The sequence below is a fragment of the Cytobacillus oceanisediminis 2691 genome (assembly GCF_007678455.1).
Classification (GTDB): domain Bacteria; phylum Bacillota; class Bacilli; order Bacillales; family Cytobacillaceae; genus Mesobacillus; species Mesobacillus oceanisediminis_A.
Window position 1 is genome coordinate 1 of record NZ_VEEP01000067.1, and the last position, 339, is coordinate 339.

Sequence of the window (339 nt, forward strand, 5' to 3'; positions counted from 1 at the left end):
CACATTATCAACTCAATCACGAAAATTCACTACCCTCCCGCATCAACCACATCCATTTCTTTCACCACTCCCTTCAACACTTCAAACAAATCCCCAAACCCTTCTTCCCAAACTTCATCACCCTCACAAACCACTTCCCATTCCAATTCCATCAACAACATAACTTCATCCATCAATATGATTCAAACACCCCTACCTTCAACCCTTACTTCCCCACCCTCCCCTACACGCATCAACCATTCAAACAATTCATCCACAAATTCAACCCACAAGCACTTTACCAACATTCAATCATCGTCATTTACCCTCACCACTATCCTATTTCCCAAAACCACAACA

The 339-nt window shown here is 42.5% G+C and carries 1 protein-coding gene; it reads right to left on the reverse strand.

Annotated features, from left to right (window positions below; all coding sequences use genetic code 11):
- Nucleotides 1-29: 29 nt before the first annotated feature.
- Nucleotides 30-176, reverse strand: coding sequence for a hypothetical protein (locus tag FS736_RS24545; RefSeq protein WP_222125093.1), 147 nt, complete (start codon nucleotides 174-176; stop codon nucleotides 30-32).
- Nucleotides 177-339 lie beyond the last annotated feature (163 nt).